This window comes from Vibrio caribbeanicus ATCC BAA-2122, assembly GCF_000165125.1.
Taxonomy (GTDB): domain Bacteria; phylum Pseudomonadota; class Gammaproteobacteria; order Enterobacterales; family Vibrionaceae; genus Vibrio; species Vibrio caribbeanicus.
The window spans coordinates 1-17940 of the sequence record NZ_AEIU01000063.1 but is presented as its reverse complement, the minus strand read 5'-3'; the positions used below and the strand labels follow the sequence as shown (position 1 = coordinate 17940).

Sequence of the window (17940 nt, the reverse complement as noted above, 5' to 3'; positions counted from 1 at the left end):
AACAATGAAAAAACTATTAGTCTATGCGATCTTGTTTATGTTGGTTGGTTGCCAGCCTCTAGGAGTTATGCGTAAAGATGATTGGCTGACATCTGTCGGCTATGCCAGTATCAGTGAACAACGTGGTCGTAACCAAGAAGAAAAGCAAGTAAGAGCCATGAGGGCCTCTAAAATAGATGCCTATCGAGAGTTGGCAGAGCAAGTGTATGGTTTACGAGTGAGTGGTCGTGCGGATTTAAACAATCAAAGGCTCGGTACTGAGTTAACTTCGGGAGAGGTCGATGGAGTTATTCGTGGAGCAGAAGTGGTTAGAAGTTACAAAGTAGGCGACAGCTATGTAACCGAGCTGAGGCTAGATATCAAAAAAATGAATAAGTTACGTGACTATGGAGAAATCCAACAGGTGCCAGAAAAAAGACGTCAAACATTGTTTTAGAGTGGTTTAACTGAATCGAATTGTTAGCTCAATTCACGCTTTAAGGTTTGTACCCAAAGTGGTGACATTTTTCGTTTGACCGCCAGCATCGTAGGTCATACCGAGCTTTCCTTGGGTTTGCTGCATCAAATTATTGAGCTTATTAAAACTCAGTTGTGCTCGCTGAAGTGCTTCGCCGTTAATTAAATTCTCTTGCTTGCAGTCATCAACCAGAAGCTGGATCCTTTTTACGGTTTTTGCTAGTTCATCATCTGTTTGAAGCGAGTCTATATCCGGATGAACGCCGATACGCTGATCGGTGGTTTGTAATTGATTAATTAGAGCAATTTTTCTATGCGCACATTTCTCTATTTCTTGAGAATTTCTGCTAGTGATGGCGTGTTTCTCATCGCTAAGAACTTGAATAAGCTCCTGAGCATTTTTTAACTGGAAATCAACTAGACTTTTTAGTGCTGCCATATTGTGCCTCGATACTAAATATCGCTAAGCTCTTTTTCGAACTTTATCATATTATCCGCAAGCTTTTCGGGGTTGACTGTGTAAGAACCATTTGCGATTGCTTCTTTGATAGCAGCCACCTTGGCTCTATCGAAACTGGGTTCGTTGATCATTTGATTGTGCATTTCTCCTACCGCTTTACCTTGTGAACTAAGAGAAACTGCATCAGAAACTTGCTCAGGTGATTTGGTCACTTCTGAGCGGCTACTAGAGTTGCTCTCGTTCCTTACGGAGCTTCGCGCCGCAGAGGGGAGCTGTTGCCCTGAGCGAATGTTATCAATGCCTGCCATTTAAAAAGCCTTCTAGAAAAATAGATGTCTGTGAACTGGATATCGGCTGTTGGGGTTATAACTTTAGTAATTTTATCATGTTTAAAAAATTACTGTCACTTCAGAAATTCCGGTTACTTGCCCACTTATTATACGATTCGATTTAATATTTTTCACTTTAATCTGTTCACCATGTGAACCATCCGTTAAAGCGACCCCTTTCGTCGTGATGAGCATTCCAAATTTAATCGCTTTTATGGTAACGGTTTCATTGCGACAGACGACACAGATGTGACGATCTTCTATAATCTCCCCAGAGTGGAGATTTTTTTTGTTTTGGCACCGAGGACAGCATCGATTGTAGAAAAACCTTGTCGACGATATCGGTGCAAGTCTACCATTGTAATTGATACATTGTGTTTTGATATGATTTGCCCTCGTGAGAGGGGCTCGGTTACGGTTACTTGAGGGCCAGTTCGAATTAAACGAACTGGTACGTAGATTTTCCACTTATCAATTTTACATTCTACCTGCACAGTTATGTTACTTGCACTAGGATTGGTAGAAGAAGAGGTGGCAAATAGGGGCTCGGGACAATCGGTGGCAAATATTCGTCTGTCTAACTCGGATACTTTTGCTTCCAGCGTTCCGCCTTGAGGTTGTGGAACAGTATTAATAATATAGTCTTGTGCAGCTTGTTGTATATTGGAGATTTGCATTTCTGTAGCGGATGTCGCTGAAAAACTAAAGAAAAATAACAAAAAGCCGATAGACTTATAAAACTTTTTACAGAAAGCTCTACAATTAGTTATGGGAATTGGGCACCGAAGTGATAATGAGAAAGTCATTCTGCCTCTCTGATTTTTTCATTGCTTACAGTAGACTAACACTTTTTACGCATGAAAGTTTGAAATGGAGATGAGCTTATGTCGGGTATTCTTGATTCTGTGAATCAGCGTACACAACTCGTCGGTCAAAACCGACTGGAACTATTAACCTTTCGTTTAATGGGGCGTCAGCGTTATGGCATAAACGTATTTAAAGTGAAAGAGGTTCTTCAATGCCCAACGCTCACTTCAATGCCAAATTTGCACCCGTTGATCAAAGGAGTAGCCCACATACGCGGACATACTGTATCGGTTATTGATTTGAGTTTGGCGATAGGCGGACGTCCAACCATTGATGTTGAAAAAGCGTTCGTAGTCATCGCGGAATTTAACCGTTCCATTCAAGCCTTTTTGGTTACATCGGTTGAGCGGATCATTAACATGCATTGGGAAGCAATTCTGCCCCCTCCTGAAGGTGCAGGCAAGGCAAACTACCTGACGGCAGTGACTAATATAGATAATGAATTGGTGGAAATTCTCGATGTTGAGAAAATCCTAATGGAAATTTCGCCTATAGACGAGACTATGGATTCCTCTATCGGTGAATCAATCGCTGAAGTTGAGTCGAGTAAAGAAATTGTTAAACGTATTCTTATTGCAGATGACTCGACAGTTGCACGTAAGCAGGTCGAGCGAGCCATACTTAATCTTGGTTTTGAGGTGATTGCAGTCAAGGATGGCAAAGAAGCTTACGACAAGCTTATTGATATGGCTGCGGAAGACAGTATCTATAATCAAATTTCGTTGGTAATATCAGATATTGAGATGCCAGAGATGGATGGTTATACTCTTACAGCAGAGGTTAGACGTAATCCCGATCTCAAAAATTTGTATGTGGTGCTGCACTCCTCACTCAGCGGTGTGTTCAATCAAGCTATGGTAGAACGCGTGGGAGCGAATGCATTTATTGCTAAATTTAATCCCGACGAGCTCGGTAATGCGGTGAAGACTGCGTTGACAGAATAAAGAGATATTAATGACTACCATTACGATTAGTGATCAAGAGTACCGAGATTTCAGTAAATTTTTAGAATCGCAGTGTGGTATTGTACTCGGTGAGAGTAAACAATACCTCGTTCGAAGCCGTTTAAGTCCTTTGGTAACCAAGTTTAAACTCGGATCTTTATCTGAGCTTTTGAAAGACGTAGTTATGGGGCGCAATAGCGAGCTTAGGGTTGCGGCGGTCGATGCTATGACGACTAATGAGACGCTTTGGTTCCGTGACACATACCCTTTTCAAGTCCTAGCAGATAAACTGCTTCCTGAAGCAGCAGCTAATAAGCGTCCGATAAAAATATGGTCTGCAGCAAGCTCCTCTGGTCAGGAGCCTTATTCTATGGCAATGACGGTGCTAGAAACTCAACAGAAGAAGCCAGGTTTGCTGCCAAACGTTGCCATTACTGCGACAGACATTTCCGCGAGTATGCTGGATATGTGTCGTACTGGTATTTACGATAATTTGGCATTGGGACGAGGCCTATCACCTGAAAGAAGAAATAACTTTTTCGAAGAAGTCGGTGATGGCCGTATGAAAGTTAAAGACAACGTTAAGCGTTTAGTTAACTTTAAACCACAGAATCTTATGGACAGTTACGCGCTCCTTGGTAAGTTTGATATTATTTTCTGCCGTAACGTGCTTATCTATTTCTCTCCTGACATGAAGTCACAAGTTCTAAACCAGATGGCCAATAGCCTTAATCCAGGCGGCTATTTGCTCTTAGGTGCATCCGAATCCTTGACGGGTCTCACCGATCGTTTCGATATGGTTCGCTGTAACCCCGGCATCATCTATAAGTTAAAATAACTCGAAATAGAAAACCCCAGCATTGATTGCTGGGGTTTTTGTTTTATTGGCTTTATTTTTGCTAGCCTTAAGAACCATACTAAAGCTTCAACTTTAAAGTTGGTATGTAAATTGCTTCAGTATGATTAACAAAGTTTAGTGCTCGAAGTTGAGGTGAACATGGCTATTTCTTTTGATAATGCATTGGGAATTCATCAGCACACCGTGGGTGTGCGGGCACGCAATGCTGAGTTGATTTCAACCAACATTGCTCAGTCTAATACTCCTGGCTATAAATCAAAAGGAATGGACTTTCAAAGGGCATTGCAAGCGGCAACCTCAGAGGCAAATATTGGTTTAAGCCTTACTGACAGTCGGCATATTCCTGCCTCTACTAGAGTGACTGGTGAGGTTATGTATCGTTTACCTACTCAGCCAGACACCGGTGATGGAAATACCGTAGATGTGGATCTTGAGCGAAACTTGTTTATGCAGAATCAAATTCGTCACCAAGCATCGCTCGACTTTTTGGGTGGCAAGTTTAAGAATTTAACCAAGGCATTGAAGGGGGGTAACTAGATGAGCTTATTTAATGTTTTTAATGTAACTGGTTCAGCGATGAGTGCCGAATCTGTTCGTCTAAATACCACCTCTAGTAACTTGGCTAACGCTGACAGTATATCGAGTTCAGCAAAAGATACATATAAGGCGCGCCATGCTGTATTTGGCGCCGAACTAAGTAAGGCAAAATATGGCCGCGATCATACGGTACCAGTTAAGGTTTTAGGTATTGTAGAGAGCCAAAAGCCACTTAATGCAGAATACAACCCAGACCATCCGCTTGCCAACAATGAAGGGTATATTTATAAACCCAATGTCAATGTGATGGAAGAGATGGCGAATATGATTTCTGCTTCACGCTCTTATCAGACAAACGTACAAGTGGCAGATGCGAGCAAACAAATGTTACTTCGTACTTTGCAGATGGGTCAATAAGGATTAGGGGGCAATCATGGCTGATGGAATAAATAATATTGGTCAAACGGGATTATCCTATGTTGATCAGTTGAAGCAACTTCAGGATAAAAATAAGCCTGATGAAACAACCGGGAAACAGGATCTTAAACAAGAAGATTTCTTGTCTCTCTTGACGAAACAGCTTGCTCAACAAGATCCTTTTAAACCTGTCAGTAATGATCAAATGATCGCACAAATGGCTTCATTTGCTACTGTCGATGGTATTGGTAAAATGAATAACCAATTCGAGACATTGAATGCATCCATGACGTCAAACCAAGCCTTGCAAGCGTCATCTCTAGTCGGCCGCGACGTATTAGTTCCCGGTGCGAGTGGCGTTAAAACCGGAGATGGATCTATGGCCGCGATGGTAAAGCTTCCACAATCTGTAGACAATCTTATGGTGCGAGTGGAAGATCAAATGGGGCAATTGATTCGTACGTTTGAGGTCGGCTCTAAACCAGCTGGAGATAATCGAGTTGAGTGGGATGGTAAAGATCAAAACGGTAACCCATTGCCAGCGGGTAAATACAATTTTAAGGCATCAGGTTTACTTAACGGTGCTGCAAAAGAATTTGAAGTTTCTACCTATGCAAATGTCAACAGTGTTTTGCTAGGTAAAGGTGATGGTAACGTACTGCTCAATCTGGCTGGCTTTGAGTCGCCAGTGCGACTTGCTGAAGTACTAGAAGTTGGCAAAGCGTAAAAACGCTGGCTAGATAGGAGATATAAATATGTCGTCGTATATTTCATTGAGTGGCTTGTCTGCCGCACAGTTAGACTTGAACACCACCAGTAATAATATTGCTAATGCCAATACCTATGGTTTTAAAGAATCTCGTGCTGAGTTTGCTGATGTATATTCGAATTCCATCTTTACTCACGCTAAGACTACTCCTGGTCAAGGTGTTCAAGCATCAAAAGTTGCTCAGCAGTTTCATGAGGGTTCTAGTATTTATACAAACAACCCGATGGATTTACGTATCAATGGCACAGGCTTCTTCGCTGTTGCGAAAGATAGATTAACTCCGACGACCAATGAATTGACCCGTAATGGCGCGTTCCACCTAAATAAAGACAATTACATGGTCACTTCAAATGATGAGTTTTTATTGGGTTATCAAGTAAATAAAGATACTGGTGACGTTTTATCCTATGAGCCTTCTTCGATTATGATTCCGAAGGAATTTGGTAAACCAAAACAAACAGCGAATATCGAAGTTGGCGTCAATTTGCCTGCTAATGCTCCATTAAGAGATCCAGCGTTATTCGACTATACCGACCCAGAAACTTATAACCGCTCGACATCATCAACTATTTATGACTCCATGGGGCAGTCATATAAAATGACTACTTATTACCTGAAAGATCAAACCCAGCCTAATACTTGGCAAACCTATTACACGGTGACTGACACCGATGGGGAAAAGCCCATAAATATCGTTGGCGGGGATGCAACTTCGCCAACAGGTCAAACTGGTCATACGATGAAGTTTAATAACGATGGTACTTTGGCAAGTTTGAATAGCGGACAAGATATTGTATCAGAGCCTCTGGGAGCCGGGGCAAATCCCGTCAATTTAAACGGAGCCGATCCTACCCAGACACTATCCTTTGGTTTGGACAGCGCAACTCAGTTTGCCGCTCCGTTTGAACTTACAAAGTTTGATGAAGATGGTGCGACGACAGGCTTCCTTACTAAAGTCGACTTCGATGAGAATGGTAGCGTTTTGGGAACATACTCCAACGGTGAAAATGTCATTCTCGGACGCGTTGCAATGGTACGTGTAGCCAATGAGCAAGGCTTGGATAAAAAAGGCGGTACTCAGTGGGATGCGACTCAGTTCTCCGGTGATAAAATCTGGGGTGAATCAAACAAAGGCTCCTTTGGTACTATTCGAAGCGGTACATTAGAGCAAGCCAACATCGATATGACACAAGAGTTGGTTGACCTTATTCAAGCTCAGAGAAACTTCCAAGCTAACTCTCGTGCTCTTGAAGTCCACAATACGACACAACAAAATATCTTACAGATACGTTAACTGTAGATCTCTGTATATGTGCAAAAAGCGAGTGGCAACCACTCGTTTTTTTTTGCCTCTACTGGCAAGTTTTATCCTATCAAATAATCTTTATTGTCGTGCTGATACCCAAAAGCTCTGATAGCTTGGTATATTTAATTTGGCATGTTGTTTGCTTAATTACTTTATATAGTTGGAATCTGGAGCGTAATATGGACCGCGCACTATTTTTAGCGATGAGTGGAGCAAAGCAAAATATGCAAGCTTTGCAACTTAGAGCGAACAATTTGGCGAATGTTAGCACAACGGGTTTTCGTGCAGATTTAGAACAAGCTCGCTCAATGCAGGCATACGGTGAAGGACTTCCAACGCGAGTCTTCAGTATGACAGAACGTCCGGGACAAAATTTTCGCCAAGGCAGTGTGATTACTACAGGACGTGATTTGGATGTGACTATCGAAGGTCTAGGTTGGATTTCTGTTCTTGATAAAACAGGAAAAGAAGGTTTAACAAGAAACGGTAACCTGAAAATTGATAGTAATGGCCTGCTACTTAGTGGTGAAAATCTGGTGTTGGGAGAGGGCAGCGACCCGATAACATTACCTATTCCACTCAGTAAAGTTGAAATTGGCAGTGACGGTACTATTTCTGTTGTTCCTCAGGGAGCACCTGCGGATGCTATTGAAATTGTCGATAGAATCAAGCTGACAAATACTGATAATCGCTCTCTATTTAAAGATATCAATGGCTTATTTCGTTCTAAAGATCCAAATGCTCAATATGAGATCGACGGCAACGTTAAGTTGCTCAAAGGAGCGATTGAGGGCAGTAACGTCAGCGCTATTGGCGAAATGACAAGCTTGATAGATTTACAAAGACAATTTGAAATGCAAGTTAAATTAATGAGTACTGCAGAAGATATGGATAAGGCTTCCGACTCTCTTCTGCGTACGAGCTAAAAGGAATAGGAGATAAACTATGCATCCTGCTCTATGGGTCAGTAAAACGGGTTTAGATGCCCAACAAACGAATATATCGACTATTTCTAACAACTTAGCTAACGCGTCCACTGTTGGGTTTAAAAAAAGCCGAGCTGTATTTGAAGATTTGTTCTATCAAAATATTAATCAACCTGGGGGGCAGTCTTCACAGAATACTGAGCTACCGAGCGGTTTAATGCTTGGAGCTGGCTCTAAGGTTGTTGCAACACAAAAAGTGCATACGCAGGGTAATACCCAAACAACCAACAATAGTTTGGACATGATGATTGAGGGAGATGGCTTTTTTCAAATCCTTATGCCAGATGGTAATATCGGTTACAGTCGCAACGGACAGTTTACCGTGAATGATGAGGGTATCATAGTTACGTCGGGTGCAGGATATACGCTAGAGCCTGAAATTGCGATTCCTGAGGATGCGATAAGCATTACAGTGGGAACCGATGGGGAAGTATCTGTCAGGGTTCGTGGACAGCAAAATAATCAGGTTGTAGGACAAATCACTACGGTTGATTTTATCAATCCTGGTGGTTTAGAACCAATAGGTCAAAACCTTTATCTTCCTACTGGAGCAAGCGGAGATCCACAAGAGGGTGTACCTGGGTTTGATGGTTTTGGTGATGTTAGACAATCGATGTTAGAAACTTCTAATGTCAATGTCACCGAAGAGTTGGTGAATATGATAGAAGCTCAGCGAGTTTATGAGATGAATTCTAAAGTCATTTCGGCTGTTGATAAAATGATGGGCTTTGTAAACCAGCAACTGTAGTTGCTGTGGTAGGTTTTGTGTATGAAACGATTATTTGTAATTTTTTTCGTTACTATCTTGTCGGGCTGTTCTTTTTTACCGCCACCTATTGATACGCCAGATATTGAGGCAGGGACAACAACAATAGATGCTGTGGAAGGAGACAAGCTAGATGAGAATAGCTCTGGTATTCTTGATACATTGAGAGGTCGTTCTGATCCTATTCCCGACGATCCATCATGGGCACCTATTCATCCCAAGCACAAGCCACAACATTACGCTGCTGAGACAGGGTCTCTATTTAATACAGTTAGTGCCTCAAGCCTATATGATGACTCCAAACCCCGAGGCATCGGAGACATTATCACGGTGACGTTAAATGAAAGCACTAAAGCAGCGAAAAGCTCTGATGCCGACTTATCCAAAAATAATGCAGCTTCAATGGACCCACTCTCGGTGGGTGGACAAGAACTCAGCATAGGCGAATATAATTTTTCCTACGAATTGAGTAACGATAATTCGTTTACAGGAAGTGCAGCCGCGAATCAAAGTAATAGTTTGTCGGGGTCAATAACTGTTGAAGTGATTGAAGTATTGGCCAATGGTAATTTGGTTATTCGTGGAGAAAAATGGTTAACGCTTAATACTGGTGATGAATATATTCGTCTTAGCGGTACGATTCGCTCAGATGACATCACCTCTGACAATACAATCGCGTCAAATCGCATTTCCAATGCCAGAATTCAATATTCGGGAACAGGCAATCAGCAAGATATGCAAGAACCCGGGTTTTTGGCTCGATTCTTTAATGTGGCACTTTAAAGCTAGCTAAATAAAATGCAGTAATATGTGATGCAGGGTGAAAGTTATGAGAAGTCTATTAGTTATATTGGTTCATGTGATGCTTTTCCCTGTCCTTGCAGAAGCAGCTCGAATTAAAGATGTTTCAAGGGTTGCTGGTGTAAGAGATAACCAACTTATTGGATATGGCCTAGTTACAGGCCTACCAGGGTCTGGTGAGTCTACACCATTTACCGATCAGAGCTTTATTGCAATGCTACAAAGCTTTGGTATTCAGTTACCTGCTGGCACCAAACCTAAAAGTAAGAATATTGCTGCGGTTATGGTGACAGCAGAATTACCAGCTTTTACTAAACAAGGCCAGAGATTGGATGTTACCATTTCATCAATTGGCTCTGCCAAAAGCCTTCGTGGTGGGACATTAATGCAAACGATGCTTAAAGGTCTCGATGGTCAAATTTATGCCGTAGCACAAGGTAACTTGGTGGTTAGTGGTTTCAGTGCCACTGGAGCCGACGGCTCAAAAATTGTAGGTAACAACCCTGCTGCTGGCATAATATCAAATGGCGCTATCGTTGAACGAGAGATACCTAGTCCATTTTCTCGAGGGGACTACATTACGTTTAATCTTCTCGATTCAGACTTCACCACCGCACAACGAATGGCGGATACGGTCAATAACTTTCTTGGGCCTCAAATGGCGTCTGCTCTTGATGCAACGTCAGTAAAAGTAAGAGCTCCCAGGGATTTAACTCAGCGTGTGGCCTTTTTATCAGCAATTGAGAATTTGGAGTTTCAGCCAGCAAATGGCGCAGCCAAGATAATTGTTAATTCGAGGACTGGGACGATAATTGTTGGGCAGCATGTAAGACTTAAACCTACCGCCGTAACTCACGGTGGTATGACGATTACTATTAAAGAAAACCTTAATGTCAGTCAGCCTAATGCTCTGGGTGGTGGCGATACAGCCGTTGTTCCTGATACAGATATTGAGGTAACAGAGAAAAAAGGTAAGATGTTTAAGTTTAATACGGGACTAACCCTCAATGATCTCGTGAGTGCAGTAAATGAAATTGGCGCGGCTCCCTCTGACTTGATGGCAATTCTACAAGCTTTGGAACAAGCAGGGGCCATTGAAGGTCAGTTAATTATTATCTAGGAGCGTTTGTTATGATAAATAATGGTAACGATATAGGTTTTATCCATGATCTTTCTAGCCTAGATAAGCTGCGTCAAAAAGCGGTAGACAATAATGACGAACATCAAAAAGAGGCTTTAACTGCTGCCGCCAAACAATTTGAAGCGATATTTACTTCGATGTTATTTAAGTCGATGCGTGACGCGAATGCGACATTTGAGTCTGGTTTGATGGATAGTCAGAACCAGCAGTTTTATCGCCAGATGACAGATGAACAGATGGCAAGCGAACTCAGTGCATCAGGTTCTCTCGGTCTTGCCGACATGATTGTGGCTCAGTTAGCCTCAAACCAAAATGCAGAGAAATCGATACAATCCAAAGATGCTGATTTTGAAGCAATCATGGAAAAAATTGACCGAGCTCGAACTGTGAACAATAACTTGCCGCAACAACCAGTAAATGCAAAAGAGATATCAGAACCATTCAAGGAAATGGAGTTTGATTCACCTGAGAGCTTTGTTATGTCTATGAAGCCTTATGCGGAAAAAGCCGCACGAGCGCTCGGAGTGGATTCATCCCTCATTCTGGCTCAAGCTGCATTAGAAACCGGGTGGGGACAAAAGATGGTTTCTAAAGGAGAGCAGAACTCTAACAACCTCTTCAATATTAAGGCGGGCAATACTTGGAAAGGGGAAAAGGTCAGAACTCAAACCCTAGAGTATCATGATGGCGTCCCAGTCAGAGAGAGCGCAGCTTTCCGTTCTTACTCAAGTTATGCACAAAGTTTTGATGATTATGTTCGGTTCCTTACCGAAAATCCACGTTATTCAAATGCACTTGCTCATGGTGGAGATAACGAGAACTTTATTCGTGGTATCCATAAAGCTGGCTATGCAACCGATCCAAACTATGCCGATAAAATTCTCATAGTAAAAGAAAAAATCGATACAATGTAATATTCTATCGCAATTACCCCCTCTTCTCTTAATTGTGGCATGTAACTTGCTTCCTTATAAAATAACTCAGTTAATGCTGAATGTTAGTTTTTGTTTGGGGGCATTATGTCGTCTGATCTTCTTACCCTTGGTTCACAAAGTGTACTCACGGCACAGAAACAGTTAAATACAACTGGTCATAATATCTCTAATGTCAATACTGACGGTTATAGCCGCCAGTCTGTCATTCAAGCGACCGAGACGCCACGCTACCATAGTGGGCAGACATATGGCATGGGTGTCCATGTGGAAAAAGTTCGCCGCTCATGGGATCAGTTTGCCGTTAGCGAGTTAAATGTTTCTACGACAAACTATGCTCGTAAGATGGATGATGAAACTAACTTAGATATGCTCTCAAGCATGTTGTCATCTATCTCTTCAAAAAAAATTCCAGAAAATTTAAATGAATGGTTTGATGCAGTTAAGTCGCTTGCTGATAGCCCTAATGACGTTGGTGCACGCGAGGTTGTCTTAGAAAAAGCTAAGTTAATCGCACAGAACATGAATGATGTACATGAAACAATTCGGACTCAAGCGGATATTGCCAACAAACAGCTCGATCTTGCTGTTGAGCGAGTCAATCAGATTGGTATTGAAATTCGAGATTTACACAGACTAATGATGCGAACCCATGCTCCACATAATGACCTCATGGACACACATGAAAAACTGATTGCGGAGCTATCGGAATATACCAAAGTCACCGTTACACAGCGTAAAAACAAGGAAGGATTTAATGTCCATATTGGCAATGGGCATACTTTGGTTTCCGGTACTGAAGCGAGCGAGTTGAGAACGATTGATGGTTACCCGGATGTGCACCAGCATCGCTTGGCGATGAAAGAGGGTAAGGGCCTAAAAGCGATCACCACCAGAGATATTGATGGGAAGTTCAGCGCAATTCTTTCAATGCGTGATGAGAAAATACCTCAACTTATGGACGAGCTAGGACGCCTTGCCACTACTTTTTCATTGCAAGTAAACAAACTCCAATCTCAAGGTCTAGACCTTAATGGTAACGTTGGTGGATTGATGTTTACTGACTTTAATTCTGATATTGTTGCAAAGTCTAGGGTTGTCACAGCATCTGATTCGACAGCTGATTTAGCTGTGTATGTCGAAGATATCAGCCAGTTGAAAGGGGGAGAATATTCTCTGCAATACGTGGGAGGCAATTATTATGTTACTCGGCCATCTGGAGAGCCTTTCACTGTTCCAGTCATAAACAACGCGATTGCATTGGATGGTATTCGAATTGATATTCGGCAAAATTTAGCCGATGGTGAACGTGTCATGATACGGCCGACCAGAAATGGCTCGGCACAAATGAAAGTTGAGACAAACGATGCCAGGGATATTGCCGCTCAAAGCTATGAGGCCTCGACGACGTTTGCACAAGGGACTGCGAAGTTTGAGATCAGCCAGGTTGGTGCTCTCAAAGAATTTGAAGTTATTGTATCGCCGACAGGAAATGAGTTCGCTGTCACTGACACTAACGGAAAAGTGTTATTAGCACCTCAGCCTTATCCACCCTCAGGGCCCATTACAGTACAAGGTACTTCTTTTGTTATTGGACCTGGTGCATTACCTAACGATAAGTTTTCTGCCAATCTGGTTCCTTCAGAGGGTGACAACGGCAATCTATTAAAAATGCAAGATATTCAGACAGATAAGGTTCTCAATAATGGGGAATCGACGGTTTTGGATATTTTTCATAACTTAAATACAGATGTTGGCTTGCAAATGTCAACGGCATCTCGACTTACCGATGTTTCGAGGCTTGAAAAAGAAGCGGCCCAAGAGCGTGTTGCCTCAATATCCGGGGTGAACTTGGATGAAGAAGCAGCGAATATGATGAAATTTCAGCAAGCGTATATGGCTTCATCAAGAATCATGCAAGCCTCAAATGATACGTTCAACGCTATCTTGGCACTAAGGTGAGGTAATAGATATGTTGAACAGAATAGCAAGTTTTCATAACTACCAATCAGTGCAAAATGATCTACGCCGCACTGAGTCTAAAGTGCATCATAATCAAGCCCAACTCGCATCGGGTAAAAAACTTTTAAAGGCTAGTGATGAGCCTCTCGCGACTCACTATATCCAAAACATTGGTCAACAAAAAGAGCAGTTACGTCAATATACAGACGCTATAGGTTTAACTCGTAACCGTTTAGAACACGAGGAGGTCGTCATTTCTAATGCAGAGTCTTATGTTGATGACGCTAAGCGGACAGTAATGGAAATGATTAATGGTGCTTTGTCTCCTGAAGACAGACTTGCAAAGCAACGTGAGATTAAAGAGATTGCGAATAACTTTCTCAACCTTGTCAACATTCAAGATGAAACGGGCAATTATATTTTTGCTGGCACAAAACCTAAAAACCAGCCCTTTTTCCGCAACAAAGATAATGATGTCTCTTATGCAGGGGATGATTATCAGCGGAAAATGAGAATATCAAGTAGTTTAGTTGTTCCAATGAACGATCCAGGCAGCCTTTTATTTATGGAGATTGATAACCCTTTTGGTGATTATAAACCTTTATACAATCTTCAAATTGAGTCAGAGCTTCTACTTGAAAAAGCGACCAATTCTAACCCAAACGATCAATCGATATACAACGTAACTTTTGTTGAGATGCCCAGTGGCAAGTTTGGTTACCAATTGGAAAAAGATGGTGCGGTGGTTCAAGCCGATACTTTTGACCCTTCGATAGGTATTCAATTTGGCGATGTGTCTATTCAAGTCAAAGGACAAATCACAAAAGGCGATCAAATCACGTTAGAGCCACGCAAAACCTACAGTATCTTTGAGTCGTTTCGTGAGTCTATGGAGTACGCGGAAGGGTCAGTATCAGATGGTTCTAATACCGCTCAGCTTCATCAGGTGACCGAAGAATTTCATAATGCATTTGTTCACTTGAATAAGGCTCGCACTGATGTTGGTTCGCGATTGAGCACTCTTGATATTCAAGAAGCGCAGCATGATGATTTTAATATGACGTTAGCAAAATCTAAGAGCATCTTTGAAGATCTCGATTATGCAGAAGCGATTATTGAATTTAGCGAAAATTCAAGAGCTTTAGAAGCTTCTCAGCAAGCGTTTGGTAAAACAAAAGATCTTACCCTGTTCAATTACATCTAGCCTTAATGCCTTATGAGCGATGCCATATGTGCGAGGGAGAAAATTGAATTTTTATAAGAGGCAAAAAGATGGCAAAAAGTGGCAATAGAGTTGCCGATTAATTTATACACAAATTGCCCATGCATCTTTTTTTATATAGAAGTCATATAAAGTATTGAAATTAAATTGTTTTATTATTTTTTTTAATTGAGTTAAAAGTTGGCATACAAATTGGATTGTACATGGCTAAGACAATAATTGGTTTTTAAGTAGACAGTAGGCCTACTTAGCAAGTCACTTTCGGTCAGCAATTTCAAAGGAGATATAGTTGGCCGCTTCGCAAGCGCTTGCGAACTCAATAGGAGAGCAAACTATGACCATTAACGTAAATACAAACGTTTCAGCGTTGACTGCGCAGCGTTACTTAAATAAGTCGACAGACGAGCTGACTACGTCAATGGAGCGTCTCTCTTCTGGTCAACGTATTAACAGTGCTAAAGACGATGCGGCTGGTTTACAAATATCTAACCGCTTAACTGCTCAGTCCCGAGGGCTAGATGTTGCCATGCGCAATGCGAATGATGGAATATCAATTTCACAAACGGCAGAAGGTGCGATGAATGAGTCAACTCAGCTCCTGCAGCGTATCCGAGATCTCGCTTTACAATCAGCCAACGGCACTAATTCCCTTTCAGAGCGAGTTGCGTTGAATGAAGAGGTTATGGCGCTGCAAGATGAACTAAACCGTATTGCTGAGACAACGTCTTTTGGTGGAAGACGTTTACTCAATGGTCAGTTTGGTGAGGCGGCTTTCCAAATTGGTGCCAGCTCTGGTGAAGCGATTCTGATGACCTTGACCAGTGTTCGTGCTGACGAACCGAGAATGGGTGGTCAATTATTTATTGCTGATCCTCTCAATGCCAAAGATATGAACTGGTCGGTTCCTGAGCCTGGCAATGATATCAAATTCGAATTCAAGACCAAAGATGGTGAAGATGTTGTGGTCGACCTCAAAGCAAAGAAAGGCGACGATATAGAAGAACTTGCCACTTACATTAATGGTCAAACAGATAAGCTTGAAGCTTCTGTGGATGCAGGTAGGCTGCAAATATTTGCCGCAGGACCGAATTTACAAGGAAATCTCACTATTTCTGGAGCACTTGCCGGTGAACTTGGACTTACTGGAGGACCCGGAGCATTGACCACGCCTCAGAATATTGATGTGACAACTGCGGGTGGTGCGCAAAGAGGCGTTGCTATTGTGGATGCGGCACTTAAATACGTCGATTCTCAGCGCGCCGACCTTGGTGCCAAACAAAACAGACTCAGCCATAGCATTAGTAATTTGGCCAACATTCAAGAAAATGTACAAGCATCTAACAGTCGTATTCGTGATACGGATTTCGCAAAAGAAACGACAGCGATGACAAAAGCACAGATATTGCAACAAGCAGGTACTTCAATACTTGCTCAAGCAAAACAGTTGCCCAGCTCTGCAATTACATTATTGCAGTCGTAACTTACCCAGCGTTGACCTAGACGTAGGGCTGGAAAAGTTATGTGGCAAACATGGGTTCCTGAAAGAAGCTCTCTCACAATCGCTTCTATCAGTAAAACTCATGTAGCAGGACAGCCAGGCCAAGATCATTTCTCTTCGATCTCCATTGGCCTCGGCTATCTAATAGCCCCGGTTCTCTCAAAGGAAAAGGGGCTTTTTTTCCTCTCACAAAAATAATTTAGCTTGTTTAATCAATATTTGCAAAGTGCTCCAATCGACGGTATATCGAATATCTTTAGCTGTATCTCCCGGAACTGTGGGCTATGTCTAGCTAATAATTATTCTCCATGTATTTACTCTCATTTCCGTTTTCATCTCTAAAGTTAACCAAACTAGTGTCGCTAATAAGGTTGCTTTGAGAGAACTAATTGGTTTGCCGAGACGTCGGAAACCTTAATCTCCGGTCAACGGAAATCAATAGGAGAACCACTTATGGCGGTTAATGTAAATACAAACGTTTCGGCTATGACGGCTCAACGTTATTTAAATAGTGCGTCGGCGGCTCAGCAAACGTCGATGGAAAGACTTTCATCTGGTTTTAAAATCAACAGCGCGAAAGATGATGCAGCAGGCCTGCAAATATCAAATAGATTGCAGGTTCAAAGCCGAGGTTTAGGTGTCGCGGTTAGAAATGCTAATGATGGTATATCCATTGCTCAAACATCGGAAGGGGCAATGAATGAGACCACGACGATCTTGCAACGTATGCGTGACCTATCGTTACAATCGGCGAATGGCTCAAACTCTCTGTCTGAGCGTACTGCTATCCAAGAGGAAATAACAGCGTTAAATGACGAGCTAAACCGTATCGCGGAAACAACGTCATTCGGGGGAAATAAACTACTCAATGGCACGTTTGGAACAAAAGCCTTCCAGATCGGTGCAGATAGTGGTGAGGCCGTGATGTTTACTCTGAATAATATGCGCAGTGATAATAAGTTTATGGGAGGTGGGACTTATGCTGCTGGGGATGCTAAAGGCAAAGACTGGGCAGTTGAAGACACTAAGAATGAATTAATCCTTGATATAAAGGATTTAAATGGGGTGGTTGAACAAGTTAAAATTGAAGCCAAAGTTGGTGATGATATTGAAGAGGTAGCTACTTATATCAATGGTCAAACCGATAAGGTAAAAGCGTCCGTCGCTGAAGGTGGCGTACTACAATTGTTTACTGATAACAACAAAGTAACAGACGCTGAAGCTATTGGTATTAGTGGTACTCTCGCAACTGAGCTTAATCTTACAAATACGAGAAAAGCGGTTACTGTTGATACTATCGACGTGAAAACGGTAGGCGGTGCTCAAGAGTCGGTAGCAATTGTTGATGCAGCTCTGAGATTTGTAGATAGCCATCGTGCCGAGATAGGTGCATTCCAAAATAGATTCGGTCATGCGATCAGTAACTTGGAAAACATTGATGAAAATGTCAATGCCTCTAAAAGTCGTATTAAAGATACCGATTTTGCTAAGGAAACAACGGCACTTACCAAAGCGCAAATCCTTACGCAAGCATCAAGCTCTGTTCTTGCGCAGGCAAAGCAAGCGCCCAACTCAGCGTTGGGGCTTTTAGGCTAAAGGAATAATTTTTATTCCGATGCATTTTAAAGTCATGACTACAAAAAAGCCCAGCTAATGCTGGGCTTTTTTTTAAACCAGATATTAAAATA

Annotated in this window: 19 protein-coding genes and 1 pseudogene; 17 read left to right on the top strand and 3 right to left on the bottom strand. The window is 42.1% G+C overall.

The features are described from left to right. Positions 1 to 4: 4 nt before the first annotated feature. On the top strand, positions 5 to 436 hold the full coding sequence (gene flgP / locus RH40_RS07180) for a flagellar assembly lipoprotein FlgP (RefSeq protein WP_009600767.1): 432 nt from the start codon (positions 5 to 7) through the stop codon (positions 434 to 436). Between the two features lie 33 nt (positions 437 to 469). Here flgP and RH40_RS07175 read toward each other — a convergent pair whose 3' ends face one another. The 3 genes and pseudogenes from RH40_RS07175 to flgA form a co-directional block, all read right to left on the bottom strand. Further along, positions 470 to 895, bottom strand: coding sequence for a flagella synthesis protein FlgN (locus RH40_RS07175; RefSeq protein ID WP_009600766.1), 426 nt, complete (start codon positions 893 to 895; stop codon positions 470 to 472). 14 nt (positions 896 to 909) lie between these two features. Beyond that, positions 910 to 1224, bottom strand: coding sequence for a flagellar biosynthesis anti-sigma factor FlgM (gene flgM, locus RH40_RS07170; RefSeq protein ID WP_009600765.1), 315 nt, complete (start codon positions 1222 to 1224; stop codon positions 910 to 912). Positions 1225 to 1305: 81 nt separating this feature from the next. Next, positions 1306 to 2051: pseudogene (gene flgA / locus RH40_RS07165) on the bottom strand (flagellar basal body P-ring formation chaperone FlgA). Between the two features lie 78 nt (positions 2052 to 2129). On the opposite strand from flgA, the gene RH40_RS07160 reads away from it, so the two are divergent. The 16 genes from RH40_RS07160 to RH40_RS07090 all read left to right on the top strand — a co-directional run bounded on the left by RH40_RS07160 (position 2130) and on the right by RH40_RS07090 (position 17848). Beyond that, positions 2130 to 3056 (top strand): chemotaxis protein CheV, encoded by a 927-nt coding sequence (locus RH40_RS07160; RefSeq protein ID WP_009600764.1) that lies wholly within the window; start codon positions 2130 to 2132, stop codon positions 3054 to 3056. A 10-nt stretch (positions 3057 to 3066) separates the two neighbouring features. Further along, positions 3067 to 3894, top strand: coding sequence for a protein-glutamate O-methyltransferase (locus RH40_RS07155; protein ID WP_009600763.1), 828 nt, complete (start codon positions 3067 to 3069; stop codon positions 3892 to 3894). A gap of 159 nt (positions 3895 to 4053) precedes the next feature. Next, positions 4054 to 4452, top strand: a complete 399-nt coding sequence (gene flgB / locus RH40_RS07150) for a flagellar basal body rod protein FlgB (RefSeq protein ID WP_009600762.1) — start codon at positions 4054 to 4056, stop codon at positions 4450 to 4452. After that, positions 4453 to 4869: a flagellar basal body rod protein FlgC gene (gene flgC, locus RH40_RS07145; RefSeq protein WP_009600761.1), complete on the top strand. Its 417-nt coding sequence runs from the start codon at positions 4453 to 4455 to the stop codon at positions 4867 to 4869. A 16-nt stretch (positions 4870 to 4885) separates the two neighbouring features. Continuing rightward, complete coding sequence (gene flgD / locus RH40_RS07140; protein ID WP_009600760.1) at positions 4886 to 5596, top strand: flagellar hook assembly protein FlgD; 711 nt, start codon at positions 4886 to 4888, stop codon at positions 5594 to 5596. 28 nt (positions 5597 to 5624) lie between these two features. Beyond that, entirely contained in the window at positions 5625 to 6932 is a 1308-nt protein-coding gene (gene flgE / locus RH40_RS07135) for a flagellar hook protein FlgE (RefSeq protein WP_009600759.1), read from the top strand. A 191-nt stretch (positions 6933 to 7123) separates the two neighbouring features. Beyond that, positions 7124 to 7870 (top strand): flagellar basal body rod protein FlgF, encoded by a 747-nt coding sequence (locus RH40_RS07130; RefSeq protein WP_009600758.1) that lies wholly within the window; start codon positions 7124 to 7126, stop codon positions 7868 to 7870. Positions 7871 to 7889: 19 nt separating this feature from the next. Further along, a complete protein-coding gene (flgG, locus tag RH40_RS07125) occupies positions 7890 to 8678 on the top strand; it encodes a flagellar basal-body rod protein FlgG (protein ID WP_009600757.1) in 789 nt (262 codons plus the stop codon). A gap of 21 nt (positions 8679 to 8699) precedes the next feature. Next, the gene (gene flgH / locus RH40_RS07120; protein ID WP_009600756.1) at positions 8700 to 9479 is read left to right on the top strand and encodes a flagellar basal body L-ring protein FlgH; all 780 of its coding nucleotides are present in this window, start codon (positions 8700 to 8702) and stop codon (positions 9477 to 9479) included. A gap of 46 nt (positions 9480 to 9525) precedes the next feature. Further along, on the top strand, positions 9526 to 10617 hold the full coding sequence (locus RH40_RS07115) for a flagellar basal body P-ring protein FlgI (protein WP_009600755.1): 1092 nt from the start codon (positions 9526 to 9528) through the stop codon (positions 10615 to 10617). A gap of 11 nt (positions 10618 to 10628) precedes the next feature. Next, positions 10629 to 11552 (top strand): flagellar assembly peptidoglycan hydrolase FlgJ, encoded by a 924-nt coding sequence (flgJ, locus tag RH40_RS07110; RefSeq protein ID WP_009600754.1) that lies wholly within the window; start codon positions 10629 to 10631, stop codon positions 11550 to 11552. Between the two features lie 105 nt (positions 11553 to 11657). Beyond that, the gene (gene flgK, locus RH40_RS07105; protein WP_009600753.1) at positions 11658 to 13532 is read left to right on the top strand and encodes a flagellar hook-associated protein FlgK; all 1875 of its coding nucleotides are present in this window, start codon (positions 11658 to 11660) and stop codon (positions 13530 to 13532) included. Between the two features lie 10 nt (positions 13533 to 13542). Then, positions 13543 to 14736 (top strand): flagellar hook-associated protein FlgL, encoded by a 1194-nt coding sequence (flgL, locus tag RH40_RS07100; protein ID WP_009600752.1) that lies wholly within the window; start codon positions 13543 to 13545, stop codon positions 14734 to 14736. 352 nt (positions 14737 to 15088) lie between these two features. Continuing rightward, positions 15089 to 16234, top strand: coding sequence for a flagellin (locus RH40_RS07095; protein ID WP_009600751.1), 1146 nt, complete (start codon positions 15089 to 15091; stop codon positions 16232 to 16234). Between the two features lie 39 nt (positions 16235 to 16273). After that, a complete protein-coding gene (locus RH40_RS20800; RefSeq protein WP_009600750.1) occupies positions 16274 to 16450 on the top strand; it encodes a hypothetical protein in 177 nt (58 codons plus the stop codon). Between the two features lie 255 nt (positions 16451 to 16705). Beyond that, a complete protein-coding gene (locus tag RH40_RS07090; RefSeq protein ID WP_009600749.1) occupies positions 16706 to 17848 on the top strand; it encodes a flagellin in 1143 nt (380 codons plus the stop codon). The last annotated feature ends 92 nt before the right edge of the window (positions 17849 to 17940 follow it).

What these genes read in the sequence shown, in the direction of transcription:
- flgP (WP_009600767.1), top strand. Translation starts at nt 5, where the DNA reads ATGAAAAAACTATTAGTCTATGCGATCTTGTTTATGTTGGTTGGTTGC.
- RH40_RS07175 (WP_009600766.1), bottom strand. Translation starts at nt 895, where the DNA reads ATGGCAGCACTAAAAAGTCTAGTTGATTTCCAGTTAAAAAATGCTCAG.
- flgM (WP_009600765.1), bottom strand. Translation starts at nt 1,224, where the DNA reads ATGGCAGGCATTGATAACATTCGCTCAGGGCAACAGCTCCCCTCTGCG.
- RH40_RS07160 (WP_009600764.1), top strand. Translation starts at nt 2,130, where the DNA reads ATGTCGGGTATTCTTGATTCTGTGAATCAGCGTACACAACTCGTCGGT.
- RH40_RS07155 (WP_009600763.1), top strand. Translation starts at nt 3,067, where the DNA reads ATGACTACCATTACGATTAGTGATCAAGAGTACCGAGATTTCAGTAAA.
- flgB (WP_009600762.1), top strand. Translation starts at nt 4,054, where the DNA reads ATGGCTATTTCTTTTGATAATGCATTGGGAATTCATCAGCACACCGTG.
- flgC (WP_009600761.1), top strand. Translation starts at nt 4,453, where the DNA reads ATGAGCTTATTTAATGTTTTTAATGTAACTGGTTCAGCGATGAGTGCC.
- flgD (WP_009600760.1), top strand. Translation starts at nt 4,886, where the DNA reads ATGGCTGATGGAATAAATAATATTGGTCAAACGGGATTATCCTATGTT.
- flgE (WP_009600759.1), top strand. Translation starts at nt 5,625, where the DNA reads ATGTCGTCGTATATTTCATTGAGTGGCTTGTCTGCCGCACAGTTAGAC.
- RH40_RS07130 (WP_009600758.1), top strand. Translation starts at nt 7,124, where the DNA reads ATGGACCGCGCACTATTTTTAGCGATGAGTGGAGCAAAGCAAAATATG.
- flgG (WP_009600757.1), top strand. Translation starts at nt 7,890, where the DNA reads ATGCATCCTGCTCTATGGGTCAGTAAAACGGGTTTAGATGCCCAACAA.
- flgH (WP_009600756.1), top strand. Translation starts at nt 8,700, where the DNA reads ATGAAACGATTATTTGTAATTTTTTTCGTTACTATCTTGTCGGGCTGT.
- RH40_RS07115 (WP_009600755.1), top strand. Translation starts at nt 9,526, where the DNA reads ATGAGAAGTCTATTAGTTATATTGGTTCATGTGATGCTTTTCCCTGTC.
- flgJ (WP_009600754.1), top strand. Translation starts at nt 10,629, where the DNA reads ATGATAAATAATGGTAACGATATAGGTTTTATCCATGATCTTTCTAGC.
- flgK (WP_009600753.1), top strand. Translation starts at nt 11,658, where the DNA reads ATGTCGTCTGATCTTCTTACCCTTGGTTCACAAAGTGTACTCACGGCA.
- flgL (WP_009600752.1), top strand. Translation starts at nt 13,543, where the DNA reads ATGTTGAACAGAATAGCAAGTTTTCATAACTACCAATCAGTGCAAAAT.
- RH40_RS07095 (WP_009600751.1), top strand. Translation starts at nt 15,089, where the DNA reads ATGACCATTAACGTAAATACAAACGTTTCAGCGTTGACTGCGCAGCGT.
- RH40_RS20800 (WP_009600750.1), top strand. Translation starts at nt 16,274, where the DNA reads ATGTGGCAAACATGGGTTCCTGAAAGAAGCTCTCTCACAATCGCTTCT.
- RH40_RS07090 (WP_009600749.1), top strand. Translation starts at nt 16,706, where the DNA reads ATGGCGGTTAATGTAAATACAAACGTTTCGGCTATGACGGCTCAACGT.